The 16,726-nt window shown below is 30.9% G+C and carries 20 protein-coding genes; 11 read left to right on the forward strand and 9 right to left on the reverse strand.

The annotated features are described in order from the left end of the window. Positions 1-7: 7 nt before the first annotated feature. Complete coding sequence (locus ACN0WY_RS13900) at positions 8-406, reverse strand: DoxX family membrane protein (protein WP_330487701.1); 399 nt, start codon at positions 404-406, stop codon at positions 8-10. 133 nt (positions 407-539) lie between these two features. Here ACN0WY_RS13900 and ACN0WY_RS13905 point away from each other — a divergent pair, with 133 nt between their 5' ends. After that, entirely contained in the window at positions 540-1,466 is a 927-nt protein-coding gene (locus ACN0WY_RS13905; RefSeq protein ID WP_047788054.1) for an SPFH domain-containing protein, read from the forward strand. Positions 1,467-1,468: 2 nt separating this feature from the next. Continuing rightward, entirely contained in the window at positions 1,469-1,786 is a 318-nt protein-coding gene (locus ACN0WY_RS13910; protein ID WP_330487702.1) for a heavy metal-binding domain-containing protein, read from the forward strand. A 53-nt stretch (positions 1,787-1,839) separates the two neighbouring features. Here ACN0WY_RS13910 and ACN0WY_RS13915 read toward each other — a convergent pair whose 3' ends face one another. The 3 genes from ACN0WY_RS13915 to rnr form a co-directional block, all read right to left on the reverse strand. Continuing rightward, positions 1,840-2,031 (reverse strand): twin-arginine translocase TatA/TatE family subunit, encoded by a 192-nt coding sequence (locus ACN0WY_RS13915; RefSeq protein WP_330487703.1) that lies wholly within the window; start codon positions 2,029-2,031, stop codon positions 1,840-1,842. A 33-nt stretch (positions 2,032-2,064) separates the two neighbouring features. Further along, a complete protein-coding gene (locus ACN0WY_RS13920) occupies positions 2,065-2,742 on the reverse strand; it encodes a head GIN domain-containing protein (protein WP_330487704.1) in 678 nt (225 codons plus the stop codon). Positions 2,743-2,833: 91 nt separating this feature from the next. Beyond that, complete coding sequence (rnr, locus tag ACN0WY_RS13925; RefSeq protein ID WP_417800756.1) at positions 2,834-5,029, reverse strand: ribonuclease R; 2,196 nt, start codon at positions 5,027-5,029, stop codon at positions 2,834-2,836. A 116-nt stretch (positions 5,030-5,145) separates the two neighbouring features. Here rnr and ACN0WY_RS13930 point away from each other — a divergent pair, with 116 nt between their 5' ends. From ACN0WY_RS13930 to ACN0WY_RS13945, 4 genes are all read left to right on the forward strand, one after another. Continuing rightward, the gene (locus tag ACN0WY_RS13930) at positions 5,146-6,057 is read left to right on the forward strand and encodes a diacylglycerol/lipid kinase family protein (protein ID WP_417800757.1); all 912 of its coding nucleotides are present in this window, start codon (positions 5,146-5,148) and stop codon (positions 6,055-6,057) included. 75 nt (positions 6,058-6,132) lie between these two features. Next, positions 6,133-6,297 carry a hypothetical protein gene (locus ACN0WY_RS13935; protein ID WP_164505163.1) on the forward strand — a complete coding sequence of 55 codons (165 nt, stop codon included), beginning with the start codon at positions 6,133-6,135 and terminating at the stop codon, positions 6,295-6,297. Between the two features lie 684 nt (positions 6,298-6,981). Next, positions 6,982-7,416: a ribose 5-phosphate isomerase B gene (rpiB, locus tag ACN0WY_RS13940; RefSeq protein ID WP_330487707.1), complete on the forward strand. Its 435-nt coding sequence runs from the start codon at positions 6,982-6,984 to the stop codon at positions 7,414-7,416. After that, positions 7,413-7,853 carry a GNAT family N-acetyltransferase gene (locus ACN0WY_RS13945; protein ID WP_330487708.1) on the forward strand — a complete coding sequence of 147 codons (441 nt, stop codon included), beginning with the start codon at positions 7,413-7,415 and terminating at the stop codon, positions 7,851-7,853. The genes rpiB and ACN0WY_RS13945 overlap by 4 nt, the downstream gene beginning before the upstream one ends. A gap of 161 nt (positions 7,854-8,014) precedes the next feature. On the opposite strand, the gene ACN0WY_RS13950 is transcribed toward ACN0WY_RS13945, so the two are convergent. After that, positions 8,015-8,590, reverse strand: a complete 576-nt coding sequence (locus ACN0WY_RS13950) for a pseudouridine synthase (protein ID WP_417800758.1) — start codon at positions 8,588-8,590, stop codon at positions 8,015-8,017. A 115-nt stretch (positions 8,591-8,705) separates the two neighbouring features. On the opposite strand from ACN0WY_RS13950, the gene recA reads away from it, so the two are divergent. Both recA and ACN0WY_RS13960 read left to right on the forward strand, forming a co-directional pair. Further along, positions 8,706-9,713 carry a recombinase RecA gene (recA, locus tag ACN0WY_RS13955; protein WP_330487710.1) on the forward strand — a complete coding sequence of 336 codons (1,008 nt, stop codon included), beginning with the start codon at positions 8,706-8,708 and terminating at the stop codon, positions 9,711-9,713. Positions 9,714-9,797: 84 nt separating this feature from the next. After that, positions 9,798-10,334 (forward strand): GNAT family N-acetyltransferase, encoded by a 537-nt coding sequence (locus ACN0WY_RS13960; RefSeq protein WP_417800759.1) that lies wholly within the window; start codon positions 9,798-9,800, stop codon positions 10,332-10,334. A 4-nt stretch (positions 10,335-10,338) separates the two neighbouring features. Here ACN0WY_RS13960 and ACN0WY_RS13965 read toward each other — a convergent pair whose 3' ends face one another. Both ACN0WY_RS13965 and dut read right to left on the reverse strand, forming a co-directional pair. Continuing rightward, entirely contained in the window at positions 10,339-10,704 is a 366-nt protein-coding gene (locus ACN0WY_RS13965; protein WP_417800760.1) for a hypothetical protein, read from the reverse strand. After that, complete coding sequence (gene dut, locus ACN0WY_RS13970) at positions 10,704-11,135, reverse strand: dUTP diphosphatase (RefSeq protein WP_274638841.1); 432 nt, start codon at positions 11,133-11,135, stop codon at positions 10,704-10,706. Before dut ends, ACN0WY_RS13965 begins: the two co-directional genes overlap by 1 nt. 95 nt (positions 11,136-11,230) lie before the next feature. On the opposite strand from dut, the gene ACN0WY_RS13975 reads away from it, so the two are divergent. The 3 genes from ACN0WY_RS13975 (at position 11,231) to ACN0WY_RS13985 (ending at position 14,386) form a co-directional block, all read left to right on the forward strand. Next, positions 11,231-12,226 (forward strand): NAD(P)H-dependent glycerol-3-phosphate dehydrogenase, encoded by a 996-nt coding sequence (locus ACN0WY_RS13975; RefSeq protein WP_417800761.1) that lies wholly within the window; start codon positions 11,231-11,233, stop codon positions 12,224-12,226. A gap of 228 nt (positions 12,227-12,454) precedes the next feature. Next, on the forward strand, positions 12,455-13,114 hold the full coding sequence (locus ACN0WY_RS13980; protein WP_047788067.1) for a hypothetical protein: 660 nt from the start codon (positions 12,455-12,457) through the stop codon (positions 13,112-13,114). Positions 13,115-13,117: 3 nt separating this feature from the next. Then, entirely contained in the window at positions 13,118-14,386 is a 1,269-nt protein-coding gene (locus ACN0WY_RS13985) for an MFS transporter (RefSeq protein ID WP_417800762.1), read from the forward strand. Between the two features lie 88 nt (positions 14,387-14,474). On the opposite strand, the gene ACN0WY_RS13990 is transcribed toward ACN0WY_RS13985, so the two are convergent. Together ACN0WY_RS13990 and ACN0WY_RS13995 are read right to left on the reverse strand one after the other, a co-directional pair. After that, complete coding sequence (locus ACN0WY_RS13990) at positions 14,475-14,966, reverse strand: hypothetical protein (protein WP_330487716.1); 492 nt, start codon at positions 14,964-14,966, stop codon at positions 14,475-14,477. 92 nt (positions 14,967-15,058) lie between these two features. Next, positions 15,059-16,705, reverse strand: coding sequence for a glycerol-3-phosphate dehydrogenase/oxidase (locus tag ACN0WY_RS13995; protein WP_417800763.1), 1,647 nt, complete (start codon positions 16,703-16,705; stop codon positions 15,059-15,061). Positions 16,706-16,726 lie beyond the last annotated feature (21 nt).

Raw genomic sequence — 16,726 nt, forward strand, 5'->3', positions numbered from 1 at the left:
ATAATTTTTATCTATTTAATAAATAAACCGCTAAAATGGCAATTATAAAGTATACTGCCAAAGTCATCGCTCCGGCGTAATCTTTTGCCAATCGTTGACCAATTAATAGAAAGATCAAAGTTACAGCCGATAATTCTGCTCCTATTAAAGCTATATTATGATTACCTGTTGTTGATAAATGAAATATTCCTACAAACATTAGTGCACCTGCTAATAATTCCATCACCAATATTACAGCAAGTAAAAAAGGCACTGAATTTTTTAAAGGAGAGTCTTTAAAATGCCCTTTTATAAAGGCCAAATTTCCTTTCCAATCTGTTACCTTATCTATTCCTGATTGTAAAAAAGTAACGATTAAAAAAAGTAGGATTAAAATTTCTGTTATGCTTTGTTGTATAAGTTCCATATAATTGATTTTTTACAAATATAATTTTAAAAAAAGAATTGTAACAATTCTATAAAAATTCGTCCTATAAATATCTATTATTAAATAGTATATTTATCAAAAAAAAAATTACTAACATTTAAAAATTAAAATTATGTCAATTTATATGTATCCGGTCATTGTTATCGGAATTCTTGTATTCTTATCGTTATTCTTTATTGTTAAGCAGCAAACAGCTGCAATTATTGAACGTTTTGGTCGCTTTCAAAGCATTCGTCATTCAGGTTTACAATTAAAAATTCCTATTGTAGATAGAATTGCTGGTAAATTAAGTTTAAAAATTCAACAATTAGATGTAATTGTGGAAACCAAAACTTTAGACGATGTATTTGTGAAATTAAAAGTTTCTGTACAATACAAAGTTATCCGTGATAAGGTATATGATGCGTTTTATAAGCTAGATTATCCTCACGATCAAATTACATCTTATGTTTTTGATGTAGTACGTGCAGAAGTGCCTAAAATGAAGTTAGATGATGTATTTGTTAAAAAAGATGATATTGCAATTGCTGTAAAAACTGAATTAAACGATGCCATGGCTGATTATGGTTATGACATTATAAAAACTTTAGTAACAGATATTGATCCAGATGCACAAGTAAAGGCAGCAATGAACCGTATTAATGCTTCTGAACGTGAAAAAATAGCAGCACAATTTGAGGGAGATGCTCAACGTATTTTAATTGTTGAAAAAGCAAAAGCTGAAGCTGAAAGTAAGCGTTTACAAGGGCAGGGTATTGCAGATCAACGTAGAGAAATTGCTCGTGGTTTAGAAGAATCTGTAGAAGTATTAAATAAAGTTGGGATTAACAGCCAAGAAGCATCTGCATTAATTGTTGTAACACAACACTACGATACTTTACAATCTATTGGTGAAGAAACAAATAGTAACTTAATTTTATTACCTAATTCACCTCAAGCTGGTAGTAACATGTTAAATGATATGGTAGCAAGCTTTACAGCTAGTAATCAAATTGGTGAAGCTATGAAGAAAGCACAGGAAAATAAAGACAAAGAATAAGTATGATATTATCAACTACGCCATTATTAGAAAATAAACCTGCTAAAGAATATTTAGGTATTGTTACTGGTGAAACAATTATTGGTGCAAACATTTTTAAAGACTTTTTTGCTGGTATTAGAGACATTGTAGGAGGTAGGTCTGGCTCGTACGAAAAAGTACTAAGAGAAGCTAAAGAAATAGCTATGAAAGAAATGTCAGATAGAGCTAAAATGTTAGGAGCTGATGCTGTTGTTGGAATTGATTTGGATTATGAAACAGTGGGTTCCAATGGCGGTATGCTTATGGTTACTGCTTCTGGGACCGCTATAAAACTTTAATTAAATAAAAAACCGAAACAATTATGTTTCGGTTTTTTTTTATAATAAATATCTTATTTCTTATCTTCTACTTTATCTGTATTCTCTTCATCTTTAGTAGCATCCTTAAATTCTTTGATACCAGTTCCCAAACCTCTCATTAATTCAGGGATTTTTCTACCTCCAAATAATAATAATACTAATGCAACAACAATAGCTATTTGCCATGGTCCGATCATTCCTAAAAATATAGTAAGTAAATTCATTTTTATTAAATTTTGCGCAACAAAGATACGAAATTAACTTCGGTGTTCAATTACTCCACCAATTACTTTTTTGTCTCTAAATACTTCTGGTTTTCCTTTGTAAAAAATTGAACCTCCAAATGATACTTTAGCATCTAACGTTTCTCCTGATTGTACTTCTACTTTAGATCCAGATCCAGCCTTTACAGTGGTCATTTCTTCTACTGATAATTTGTATCCATGATACATTCCACCTAAATCTGCATTGACATTTTGATTCTTAGTCGCACCTGATAGCCTTATAACAGCTCCTGAAGAGCTTTTTACCTCTAAATGCTTAACATCTACCACAAGGTTAATAAAAGCTCCTTCTTGTGCTCTAATCTCAACTTTTTGTTGATGGATATCTTTTCCAGTAATTGTAGCACCTTCATTGGCATCAATAATTGATAAAGTTTTATTGTAATATAATGTTGCTTTTACTTTACCATCGGCAGTGGTTTCAGGGAATCTCAATAGTATTTTTAAAGTAGTTCCATCCAACTTAATTTTAACCTTATCTGTTTTTTCACCAGTAACTATAATTTTAGAAACATCTGATTTAACGAGTTTTACATCAATACCGTTATACACTTTTACAATTGAAAAGTCTCCTAAATTCTTAGTTATGGTTGTTTGAGCTGATGCTATAACGGTCATCAAAAACAAACTTAATATTGCTAACTTCTTCATAATTAATTCCATTAGTTAATTGAGTATAACCAATAATTATACCAATACTATAAAGGTAAATATCAATTTTTATTGTCTAAAACTATACAAATTAGTGCGAAATTAAATTAAAATCAAGGTGTTTACGTTCCAAATCGGTGTGTTTAACTGTAACCACAACTTCGTCACCCAATTGGATCATATTTTTGGTCGATTGACCTATCACAGCGTATTGTTTTTCGTCAAATATATAATAATCATCCTTAATATCTTTGATCCGAACCATTCCTTCACATTTATTAGATTGTATTTCAACATAAATTCCCCATTCTGTAACACCAGAAACTACCCCCTCAAATTCTTCATCTTTATGATCTTGCATGTATTTAACCTGCATATATTTGATAGAATCTCTTTCTGCTTTTGAGGCTAATTCTTCCATTTTTGAAGAGTGTTTACATTTCTCTTCATAAATTTCTGCTTTTGGTGAATTTCCACCATCTAAATAATGTTGTAATAAGCGATGTGTCATCACGTCAGGATAACGACGAATTGGTGAAGTAAAGTGACTGTAATAATCAAAAGCTAAACCGTAGTGACCTATATTTTGTGTAGTATATTCAGCTTTACTCATTGAACGTATCGCTAAGGTTTCAACCATATTGGCTTCTCCTTTACCATGCACGTCTGATAATAATTTATTTAAGCTATCAGATGTTTTTTGACGTGTTTCTGTGTTGATTTTATAGCCAAATTTGCTAACAATGTTTTGTAATGAAGCTAATTTTTCTACATCTGGTTCATCGTGTACACGATACACAAAAGTTTTCTTACTTGGTCTTCCTGCTGATAACCCTACAAATTCTGCTACTTTTTTGTTTGCTAATAACATAAATTCTTCAATTAGTTTATTAGCATCTTTTGCTTCTTTAAAGAAAACACCAATGGGATTAGCATTTTCATCTAAATTGAATTTTACTTCAACTCTATCAAAAGAAATAGCTCCAGATTTCATGCGTTTCTTACGCATCTTTTTGGCTAATTCATCTAATTTTAACGTAGCTTCAACAATAGTTTCATCAACCTCATAAGCTTCACCAGTTAAAGAAACATCTGCAGGAATTATATTCGTTTTATTTTCAATAATTGCTTGGGCTTCTTCGTAAGCAAAACGCTTATCTGAATAGGTTACTGTTCTTCCAAACCATTGATTAATAATTTGTGCCTTTTCATTCATTTCAAATACGGCAGAAAAGGTAAGTTTTTCTTCATTGGGTCGCAATGAACATACTCCATTACTCAACATTTCTGGAAGCATTGGAACCACTCTGTCAACTAAATACACAGATGTAGCACGTTCGTAAGCTTCGTCGTCTAAAACTGTTTTAGGTTGCAAGTAATGAGATACGTCGGCAATGTGAATACCTATTTCATAGTTTCCATTTTCAAGTTTGGTAAAGGATAGGGCATCGTCAAAATCCTTGGCATCCTTAGGATCTATAGTAAATGTTAAATCACCTCTCATGTCTCTACGTTTGGCTATTTCCTCCTTGGTAATTTCAATAGGTAGCTCTGAAGCTTCTTTTTCAACTTCTGAAGGAAACTCATAAGGCAAACCGTATTCTAATAAAATAGAATGAATTTCGGTATCATGATCTCCAGGTTTTCCTAAAACTTGAGTAATTTTTCCAAACGGATTTTTAGAATTCTCTGGCCAATCGGTCATTTTAGCCACCACTTTATCGCCGTCTTGAGCTCCATTCAGTTTACTTTGAGAGATGAAGATGTCAGCATACATTTTACTGTTATCAGGTATAACAAATCCGAAGTTTTTGTTCATTTGTAATACCCCAACAAATTCAGCTTTTGCTCTTTCTATAATTTCTACAACATCAGCTTCTAATTTGTTACTTCTACGCTTTTTATATACGTAAGCTTTAACAGTATCATTATGTAGACCTTTACCTAAGTTTACTGAAGGCACAAAAATATCGTGTTCAAAATCATCACAAATAAAATAAGCGTTACCGTTAGAAGTAGCATCAAGTGTACCAACGTGATATTTACGGTCTTCGTCAATTTGGTATTTACCTCTATCTACTTCTTTAATCTTTTTATTTGCCGTTAATTCAGCTAATTTTTTAATAATTTGATTTTTACCATCTGTATCGGAAACCTTTAATTTAGCAGCAATCTGCTTATAATTATAATATTTAGTACTGTCTTCGTTAAGAATTTTGAAAATGTTTCGGGTAAGATCTTTGATAACTTTACCCTTTTTTTTGTAGATTTTTTTCTTTCTAGTCATTAATCTTTCGTCTTATTTAAATTTTTACCAAAGTACAAATAAAATTAATGCTACTAATTTAAATAACTGTTATAAATTCATTTTGTACTTTACCGCTCTTTATTTAATGTATTTATATGAATAATTCTTGGTTTGTTATTGTAAATCCCGTTGCTGGTAATGGTAAATTCAATAAATATTGGTCTGATATTCAACAGGAATTAAAATGTAATAATATAACCTATGAATATGCAAAAACTGAATATGCAAATCATGAAAAATTAATTGTTCAACAAGCTATTAACAAAGGCTATAAAAAAATAATTTCTGTTGGTGGTGATGGCACTTTACATCACGTTGTTAACGGAATTATGTCTCAAGACTCAATAAATTCAAAAGAAATTACCATTGCAGTTATTCCATTAGGTACTGGTAATGATTGGATTAAGGCCTATAATATACCAAAAAATATAAAAGCTTCTGTTAATTTAATAAAACAGGAAAATACTGTTTTTCAAGATATTGGTTATCTAGAATTGGCTAATACTACTTCTTATTTTAATAATGTTGCAGGTATTGGCTATGACGGATATGTTGTTAACAAGTTAAATAAATTGAAAAGATTTGGCTCTATAGCGTACTTATTAAGTGGAATAGCTGGTTTATTACTCTACAAAAAAACTACTTTTAAAATAGCTATTAACAATAAAATTATTGAAACAACGTGTTTAATGACTTTGTTTGGAATTTGTAAGTATTCTGCAGGAGGTATGCAATTAACTGATTATAAAGGTTCTAATAATGGGTTATTTGATATAACAATAGCTAAAAACCTATCTTTCTGGGACTTACTTTTTTCAATTAAAAAATTATACAACGGAAAAATTCTTCAGCATAAAAAAGTAGAAACGCATTTGGCTAACTCATTGTTAATAACTCCCAAAAACAATGATGAACTTCCTTATATTCAAGCAGATGGTGAGTTAATAGGTAAAGGTGAAGTTAAAGTTAGTATTCTAAAAAGTGCTATTCAAATAGTTATTCCTTAAAAAGTTAAAAAAAACTTAATAAAATTGTAACGTTTCTTAAATTCATACGTCTTTATAGTAAGAAAGTCGTTATAAATGAAAAACTTACGAAAAATAATAGCGCTGTTTATTTTTATATTCATTACAGGAATTATCGTAACTGTTGTGAGTATTAATACGACTTTAAACAAAAAAACTCCTTCAGAAGTTGTAACTAAAGATACTATTTACTTAATCAAAGCTTCTAAAAAAGCCGTATAAGCCTTTTTTACTCACTTATTATCACTTTTCAACAAACGTAGTATTTACGTCTTATTTTTTGCAATTTGCACTAAAAGAAGACAAAGAAGTTACTCTAATTTTTGTAACTCAGTAAATGATTAGTAGAAGAATCTCTAAAACTTAAATTTAAAAAAAACTGTTATTAACATATTATATTATTAATAAAAGAGATTTTAAAAATTTAAAAAAAGAAATGATTGTTATTATAGTGTGTTAATATGTAGCATAAAAAGTGGATTTTATTTTTGGTGAAGTGACTTATTAAAATAAATAAACAAGTTATTAGTTAAATAAAACTTTAAAAATCAACTATAAAATAGAGTTATTAACAAAAGTTATAAACAGCAATTCACTGAAAATTATGAATAGTTTATTTTCTTTTCAATGTAAAAAAAGGGTTAATTTAATGTTGATAAATGTTCATTAAAATCTCAAAAAAAAAGTTGCATAATTAATATGTGTTCTTGTATTGTAAAAAATATTTAGAAAATCAAATTTTCTTTTCAGAATATTTTATGAGTTCTTAACAATTAGATAATATAGTTTAACCTCTTAATTTTAAAGAGGTTATTAAGAATACTAAAAAAAGCATTGTTAATTACTGTTGATAACCGTGAATAACTGTATTTTTGTAATTCACAACTGAATTAAAATCAACAAATTATGACAATCGCTGTAGGAAACGATCACGCAGGTACCGAATACAAATTTGAAATCGTTAAACTTTTAGAAGAATTAGGACATAAAGTAATCAACTTTGGTACGAATGAAACCGATAGTATGGATTACCCCGATACCATTCATCCGGCTGCTGAAGCTGTGGAGACAGGACAAGCAGAAATGGGAATTATTTTATGCGGTAGTGGTAATGGAGCACAAATGACTGCTAACAAGCATCAGGGAGTGCGTGCAGCTTTATGTTGGAATAACGAATTGGTTGAATTAACACGTCAACACAACGATGCAAATATCTTAACTATTCCAGCTCGTTTTGTATCGTTACAACAAGCTTTAGGTTTTGTAAAGATTTTTCTATCTACCGAATTTGAAGGTGGTCGTCATGCGAATAGAGTCAATAAAATAGCTTGCTGTTCATGAATTTTATAGTAAAAAAATTTAAAGAATTAACAACTTCAGAACTGTATGAATTACTTCAATTACGTTCTGAAGTTTTTGTTGTTGAACAAGATTGTGTGTATCAAGATCTTGATGGTAAAGATCAAAAAGCTTTACATGTGATAGGAGAAAAAGAAGGTGAAATAATAGCGTACACTCGTTTGTTTAATAGTGGTGAATATTTTGATACCCCTAGTATTGGTAGGGTAGTAGTAAAAGAAAGTGAACGTAAATATGGGTACGGACACGATTTGATTAAAGCATCTATCAAAGCTATTGTTGATAATTATAATGAAACTACTATAACGATTTCTGCACAAACCTATTTGCAAAAATTCTACGAATCTCACGGATTTAAACAAGTAGGAGAAGGCTATTTAGAAGATGGTATTCCGCATATAAGAATGGTAAAGGGGTAATTATTTTTTATTTTCTTTTTTACTCATTTTATAAAGTAAATATCCAAAGCCTATTAAAAAGTGTAGAATAATTATACCCGCTATAATGTAAATAAAAGTGTTTGAATTATCCCTCATACTTGTAAAAGTACTTAAAAGATACTTTTAAAAAATAACTTAGGTTACATTAATTCCTCAACCTCTTTTACTTCCCCAACTTGCATATTACCTAATAAAATATCACCTACACGAACACGTACCAAACGCAATGTAGGAAAACCAACAGCCGAGGTCATTTTACGTACTTGCCTAAATTTTCCTTCGGTTAAGGTAACTGTTATCCAAGGAGTAGGTCCGTGACGAGAATCGCGAATTTTTTTAGAACGTTCAGGTAAATGGGGAGTATCAATTAATTCAACTTTACAAGGTTTGGTTATGTATTTTTTTCCCTCAAAACCAATTTCCACTCCATTTCGTAATTGTTCAATAGCTTCAGATGTAATAGCACCATCTAATTGAACATAATACTCCTTTTCAACACTACCTCTGGTAGTAATAAAATCACTTACTTTTCCATCAGTTGTTAATAGTAATAAACCTTCAGATTTTACATCTAATCTACCAACAGCCATTGTTTTTTCAGGAAAAGCATGCAGTTCTCCTAGTAATTTGTGTTTTCCTCCTTTTTTTTGATTGGTAATAAATTGTGATAAAAAACCATAAGGTTTATAAATCATGAAGTGACGATGGTTTGACATCTTTTCTTTTTTTAAGAAGCACAATATTACAAAATGTAACATAAAAAGATAGGATATTAAGGCTAGTTTTTCATAACTTAGCCGTTCTTATTATTTAAAATAATTAGCACGATTTATGGCAGCAGATAAAGAAAAAGAAGCCAAATTAAAAGCGCTTCAACTTACACTAGATAAGTTAGATAAAACGTACGGTAAAGGAACCGTAATGAAGTTAGGAGATAGCCAAGTAGAAGATGTAGATGCAATATCGTCAGGTTCTTTAGGATTAGATTTAGCCTTAGGAGTAGGAGGATACCCTCGTGGAAGAATTATAGAAATTTACGGACCAGAATCATCAGGTAAAACAACATTAACTATACATGCGATTGCAGAAGCGCAAAAAGCAGGAGGCATTGCTGCTTTTATTGATGCAGAACATGCTTTTGATCGTTTTTATGCTGAAAGTTTGGGTGTTGATGTTGATAATTTAATTATTTCTCAACCAGATCATGGTGAACAAGCATTGGAAATTGCCGATAACTTAATTCGTTCAGGAGCTATTGATATTGTAGTGATTGACTCGGTTGCAGCCTTAACACCAAAATCAGAGATTGAAGGTGAAATGGGAGATTCTAAAATGGGACTACATGCACGTTTAATGTCACAAGCTTTGCGTAAATTAACAGGTACGATTAGCAAAACAAACTGTACTGTTATTTTTATTAACCAGTTACGTGAAAAAATTGGGGTTATGTTTGGGAACCCTGAAACGACAACAGGTGGTAATGCTTTAAAATTCTACGCTTCGGTTCGTTTAGATATTCGTAGAAGAACACAAATTAAAGATGGTGATAAAGTAATTGGTAACAGTACCAAAGTTAAAATTGTAAAAAATAAAGTTGCTCCGCCATTTCAACAAGCAGAATTTGATATTATGTATGGAGCAGGAATATCAAAAGTTGGTGAAGTTTTAGATATTGGAGTAGAATACGGAATTATAAAGAAAAGTGGTTCATGGTTTAGCTATGGAGACACTAAACTAGGTCAGGGTAGAGACGCTGTAAAAGGAGTTATTAAAGACAATCCTGAATTAATGGAAGAACTTGAAAATAAAATTAAAGAAGCTATTGAAAACCAAGAATAAGAAATTTTAAATTTAAAGTTCAAACTATTACTATTTTAAAAAGCTGTTCTGGTTATCTAGAACAGCTTTTTTTATAAAAAAAACATGATTAGAATCTCAAATACCATACAATTACAAAAAATACAGGTTGAAGATTTTAAATTCCTCATTACCTTAATGGATGATGTGTATAAAGCTGCATACAAACATTTTTGGAAAGATGAAGGCAATTGGTATGTGCAAAGTCAATTTTCTAAAAGGAATCTTGAAAAAGAGCTATCAGCAGAAAAAACAAGTTATTATTTTGTTCTTTTCAATACAAAAATAGTAGGTATTTTTAGGATTTTATGGGATGAAAAATTATCAGGGTTTGAGCAAAAAAAATCATTAAAACTTCATCGAATTTATTTGCATAAAAACACTCAAGGTAAAGGAATTGGAAAGCAATTGTTAGCTTGGTTAGAAGAGGAAGCCATTAAAAAACAATATGAATTGATATGGTTAGATACTATGGATGAGAAACCACAAGCCTTTGAATTTTATAAAAAGTTAGGATATCAATATCATTCACATTGTTTTTTAACCTTTGAATTGTTATTTGAGGATGTTCGAAAAATGAGTCAAGTATGTAAACTATTGTAAATTACTATTGTTTGTAGGGTGGTATTTGTACTACCAAACGTTCAATTTCCTTAACAATTTCTAACCTATTTTTTGAAGATAACTCAAAATATAAGTTTTCCCAATCACCTTTGTAATCTGTTTTTTGAGTCTTAGGATTTTTAACTTCAGTAAGATTTATAACTCTAAGATAAAAAAGACCGTTAAGGTCATTTTCTGGTCTGAAATCTAAATCAATAGCTCTCATAAGTTGGTAATTAGTCAGATGCAATAAAGAACTTGAGTCTAAATAATGCATAAAACCTTCTGAAGGATCTACTTCATAAAATAAATTCCATTCTATTTTCCAACCAGAAGTAATTCGTAAGGGTTGTAAATTAGGTTCTTCCATTATACTCCAGTACTTCCAAAACCTCCTGCTCCACGCTCAGTTTCATCTAAAATAGTTACTTCTTGCCAATTTACACGTTCGTGTTTTGCTATAATTAATTGAGCAATACGCTCACCATCATTTACTACAAACTCTTCATTAGATAAATTAACTAAAATAACCCCTATTTCACCACGGTAATCTGCATCAACAGTTCCAGGAGAGTTTAATACTGTAATTCCTTTTTTAGCTGCAAGTCCACTACGAGGACGAACTTGAGCTTCATAGCCAACAGGGAGGGCAATAAATAATCCCGTTTTTATTATGGCTCTTTCTAAAGGTTTTAAAGTAATAGCAGCATCTATATTCGCACGCAAATCCATACCCGCAGAACCTTCAGTTTCATAGGCAGGGGTTTGGTGTTTTGACTTGTTTATGATTTGTACATTCATGTTACTTGATTTTTCAATTTTCAAATATAATAAGCTTTAAGTTTAGAGAGTCGTTTATAGATTTCTTAATTTTGTATTACAAACAAATACTACTTATGAGCAATCAAACTAGAATAGCCGTTTTAGGAGGTGGAAGTTGGGCTACAGCTATTGTTAAAATGTTATCTGAAAATTTAGAAACTATTGGTTGGTATATGCGTAGCATATATGCCATTGAGCATATTAAGCGCAATAAACATAATCCAAGTTATTTAAGTTCTGCTGAATTACATCCTGAACAGTTAGATTTGTCTGAAGATATAAATTATATTATTGAAAATTACGATGTGTTAATTTTTGCCATTCCTTCAGCTTTTTTAAGTACTGAACTGGAAAAACTAACAACATCTTTAGAAAATAAAATTATTTTTTCAGCTATTAAAGGAATTGTTCCTGAATCTGGATTAATAGTAGGTGAGCATTTTCATGAAAAATACAACATACCATATGAAAATATTGGAGTAATATCAGGACCCTGTCATGCAGAAGAAGTAGCGATGGAACGTTTATCGTATTTAACATTGGCGTGCCAAGATGAGAAAAAAGCAACAAACCTAAGCAAAGCAATAGCTGGACGCTATATTAAAACCAAAATTTCTGATGATATTATTGGTACAGAATACGCAGCAATGCTAAAAAATATTTATGCCATTGCAGCAGGAATTGCCCATGGTTTAGGCTATGGAGATAATTTTCAAGCGGTGTTAATGAGTAATGGTATACGTGAAATGAAACGCTTTATTAAAAAGATTCATAAAATGAAGCGTAATATTAATAATTCAGCATACCTAGGTGATTTATTGGTTACGGGATATTCGACATTTAGTAGAAATCGAATGTTTGGAAATATGATAGGGAAAGGCTATACTGTAAAATCTGCAATGTTAGAAATGAGTATGGTTGCTGAAGGGTATTATGCTACAAAAAGTGCTTATAAAATCAATCAAAAAAACAAAGCTAAAACTCCAATAATCGACGCTGTTTATAACGTTTTGTACGACAAAAAAGAAGCGAAAGATGAGTTTTTAAAGTTAACAAATAGATTAGATTAGTTGTTTGCATTTGTACAAATAATCCTTCTTAATAAAAATTAAGAAGCCCCATCAATCGCTTCTATATTTGAGTTGTGTATAGGTCTTGTAACAAGATACAATAAGCACAAATTTAGTTTAAAAATCTGATTAACAAAGTTTTTAATAAAATATATTACAAATTAAAAATATAGTATAAATTCACTATTAATTGTATTTTTGTTACTTTTAGTTTAAAACTAAACAAACATGAAAACAATTCAAGAAGCTGTTGAAATCACCATCAGAAAAACCCCTTTCATAGAGGAGGCTCTAAATGAGAAGCTAATTAACGTATCATCGTTAGCAAGAGAAATTTTACCTGAAGTTTCTAAACTGTTGAAAAAAGAAGTAAAAGTAGGTGCAGTTATGATGGCTATTAACAGATTGTCTCCAGCGAATGAATTGAGAGTTCGAAAAAATATTAAACGACTTGCTTTGAATTTGGGAGACGTAATTGTACGTTCAGATTTATGTGATTTTACGTTTAAAAATACGACTTCGTTATTAAAGGAAATCGCTAAAATTTTAAGTAAATCGGCAGATAGTAAAGATTATTTTTTAACAGTTTCACAAGGTATTTTTGAAACCAATATTGTTACAAGTAAAAATTTACAGCCATTTGTTGAAGAAATTTTTAAGAAAGAAGCACTAATTAACAATGTAAACGATTTAGCTTCTATAACCATAAAACTTCCTAAAGGAAATCTAGATCAATCAGGTATTTATTATTTTATTTTAAAACAATTTGCTTGGGCAAACATTGCGGTACAAGAAGTAATTTCTACCACACACGAAATGACCATAGTAGTAAAAGAAAGAGATGTTAATGAAACATTTGCCATTTTAATGGATTTGAAACTAAATTAATTCATGGAGAAAAAAGATCCCTACGCATCCTTAAGAATCAAAGAGTTTAATATTTTTCTTTTAGTACGTTTTGCCTTGGTATTTGCATGGTCTATGCAATTCATTATTATCGAATGGCAGGTATACAGTATCACTAAAAATCCGTTATCGTTAGGAATTATAGGACTAATGGAAGTAATTCCAGCAGTATCTATGGCGTTGTTTGCAGGTCATATTGTAGATCAAAAAGAAAAAAGGAACTTACTAGCTTTGTGTATTGGGTTATTTTCATTAATTAGTTTGGGGTTGTTCTTTTTAACACTGCCTAGTTTTATCGATGGGTGGAATAAAAATACAGTACTATATGCCATTTATGCTTTGGTGTTTTTTGGTGGCTTATTACGTTCGTTTTTCGGACCTACTATTTTTTCATTAATAGCTCTAATTGTACCTAAAAAACTATATCCTAACGCCGCAACATGGAGTAGTTCAACTTGGCAAATAGCTTCAGTATTAGGGCCAGCTTTTGCAGGATTAACCATTTCATGGATTGGAGTACATTGGTCGTTATGTATTGTATTTGGTTTAGTATCCGTATCATTTTTTACGGTATTTTTTATCAAAAAGAAACCTATTTTAAATCCTAAAATAGGGGAACCTGTAATGAAAAGTTTAAAAGAAGGAGTGCGTTTTGTGTATAAAACAAAAGCTATTTTAGGAGCACTTACCTTAGATATGATTTCGGTATTGTTTGGTGGAGCCGTAGCATTACTACCTGTTTATGCTCAAGATATCCTAAAAGTGGGGCCAGAAGGGTTTGGTGCATTGCGTGCTGCACCTGCCATAGGAGCTTTTTTAACGATGTTAGTAACTGCTTATATACCTATCAGTAAAAATGCAGGAATGAAGCTTTTAACGGCCATATTTGGCTTTGGAATTTGTATTATAGTATTTGGTTTATCAACCGTTTTTTGGATTTCTATTGTAGCCCTGTTCTTTAGCGGTGTAACCGATGGAGTTTCAATGGTGATTCGTCAAACCATTTTACAATTAAAAACACCCGATCATATGCGTGGTAGAGTAGCTTCAGTAAATTCTATGTTTGTTGGTTCTTCTAACGAATTAGGAGCTTTTGAAAGTGGGGTAACAGCAAAACTAATGGGAACAGTAACGGCAGTAGTTTTTGGTGGAACCATGACCTTAATTACCGTTATTACTACAGGAATTGTAAATCCAACACTTAGAAAGTTAGATTTAACTAAAGATTTGGAAGAGCATGAGAAGGAAGAATAACAAGTAAACTGATGTTCTATAGCTATAAATAAAAATGCCTAGAAAATTACTTCTAGGCATTTTTAATATACTTTTTAAAGTAAATCAATTACGACATATCAAAATAATTGATTTTTGTAATTTTTTTAGTTGCTTGATTAAAATCTATATTAATAAAAACATCACAACTATCACATTCAGCATATAAAATACTTTTTGAACCATTCCTACCAGTACTAAAGGCTACCTCTCCTAACTTACTAATAGAGTCTCCTACAGTAACGGTAATTCCTTTAATTGTAAAAGTAGCTTCATTACTTAAAACATCTAACGATTCTATGTAAGGTTTACTTCCCGAAGTAGAAAAATCAAGTTTTAAACCATTAAATCTAAAATAGTGATAAAACCCATTGTCTTCATAAGAAGTAGTTGCACCCAACAAAGATTCTACTTTAGCTTGTTTTCCGTAAGTCTTTTTTATATCAGTTAAGGCAATATTATTTATTTTAATATTGTCAAAATCTGAATTAGAAATAATATTAGTTTGACTTTTTGCTATAATTGTGGTTAATAGAAAAAATACGAGTACTAGTTGTTTCATATTATTTAAAAATTAATTGTACAAACCTTTTACATAGCTAATTTTTGCAATCGCCAAAGATATGATACTCGATTAATTTTCTAGGTAAGAAACTAGTTAAAATTTACAGCTAAATCTATTTTTTTATCTAATTCTTGTTGGTGTTTTAAAGTTGTGTTTTCGTCCCAATTAAAACGGTTTGTAAATTCTTGAATGACAAAGTTTTTATAAAGATCAACACTTGGTTTATCAAAAAATAGGCGACCTGTTCTTCGTATAAAAAAGTCGGTAGGAGTGCAGGTCATTTCATGCTTTATAGCAAACCATATTTCAGCTTTTAACAAACGCTCTTGCAAATTTTCTTCATTTAGTTCATCAAACTTATCTAAAATGAGTTCAGTTTGTTTACCGTAGTTGTGTACTAAATAACTAGCATCTTTCTCAGAAAACCCTTGTGATTTTAGTTGTTTATAAATTTGATTGATGTATAATTTTACTGATTTGTAATTTTGAAAAGGACCTCCTGTTAAAACAATTTCTTCTGTTTGAATTGGGTCAAAATCTACTTCAAAACGTCGTTTCATTTTTTTAGCAACAATATCTACAATACGTTCTGCCATTTTTCTATAGCCTGTTAGTTTCCCTCCAGCAATTGAAATTAACTTAGTATCAGACACAAAAATTTCATCTTTACGAGATAATTCAGAAGCAGATTTTCCTTCTTCATGAATTAACGGACGCAGCCCAGCCCAAGAAGATTGTATATCATTTATAGTTAATTGAATATCAGGAAACATGTTATTTACGGCTTCAATTAAATACAACGCATCTACCATTGAAGTTTTCACAGTATTTTTATCCTGTTGGTAATTGGTATCGGTAGTTCCAAAATAAGTTACCTTTCCACGAGGAATGGCAAACATCATACGGCCATCAGGAATATCAAAATAAACAGCTTGTTTTACAGGTAATTTTTCATGCGGAACAACCAAATGTACTCCCTTGGTTAAATGCAAGCGTTTTCCAATTTTAGAATTGTTAATTTGGCGTAATTCATCTACCCAAGGACCTGCTGCATTTACTACATATTTAGCTTTAACATCATAACTTTCTTCAGTAAAAACATCGGTTACTTTAGCGCCTACTACACGTTTGTTTTCATAAATAAACTCGTTTGCACAGGTGTAGTTCAATATTTGTGCGTCGTATTGACTTGCTGTTTTTAAAACTTCAATAGTTAAACGAGCATCATCGGTACGATATTCGGCATAAAAACCAGCACCGTTTAAAATACTTTCAGGTAACAAAGGTTCTTTTTCTAAGGCTTCTTTTTTATCAAGCATTTTACGTTTATCATCTCCTTCAACAGAAGCTAACACATCATAAACTTTAAGTCCGATTGATGTTAGCCACGAACCGTAAGTTCCATTTTCAATTAAAGGTAAAATCATTTTTTCAGGAATTACCAAATGTGGTGCTAGTTTATGAACAATAGCACGCTCAGTACCCACTTCTTTTACCAACCAAAAGTCAAATTGTTTTAGGTAACGTAAACCTCCATGAATTAGTTTGGTAGATTTACTAGAGGTTCCTGAGGCAAAGTCGTTCTTTTCAATTAAGGCGACTTTCATTCCACGTGAGGCAGCATCTAAAGCGATACCTGCACCTGTAATACCACCGCCAATTACCAAAAGATCAAATTCGGTTGTTTGTAATTCTTGTTGAATGTTTTTTCTATTGAAAGAAGAGAAATGATTCATAGAGCTGTTTTTATCAACCAA

The sequence above is a fragment of the Tenacibaculum sp. genome (assembly GCF_048269885.1).
GTDB lineage: Bacteria > Bacteroidota > Bacteroidia > Flavobacteriales > Flavobacteriaceae > Polaribacter.